At 75.9% G+C, this 249-nt stretch carries 1 pseudogene; it reads left to right on the top strand.

Annotation, left to right across the window (positions count from 1 at the left end):
* Positions 1–249: pseudogene (locus ACZ6JE_RS15400) on the top strand (hypothetical protein); the annotation flags it as partial.

Here is a 249-nt window from a genome sequence, read left to right as displayed (position 1 = left end):
CCCACGGGGTGCTCGGCGGGGTCTTCCTGCTCTGCTCCGTCGGCTGGGTCGCGCTCGTCGGGCGCTTCGGGTACCCCTTCGCCACCCCCGTCGCGACGGGCCTGTGGCGGTTCGGCGTGCTCCTGGCGGTGGCGGCGCCGGCGCTCTGGGTCGTCTCGTCGATCGTGCTCGTGCCCGCCACGGCCACGCGCCGACGCATCCTCGCCATGGTCGTCGGCGCCCTGGTCGTCGCCCCCTGGCCCCTCCTGA

This window comes from Frigoribacterium sp. AC759 (assembly GCF_979256015.1).
Note: the sequence above shows the minus strand (reverse complement) of the source record. Positions and strands in the feature narration are given on the sequence as shown.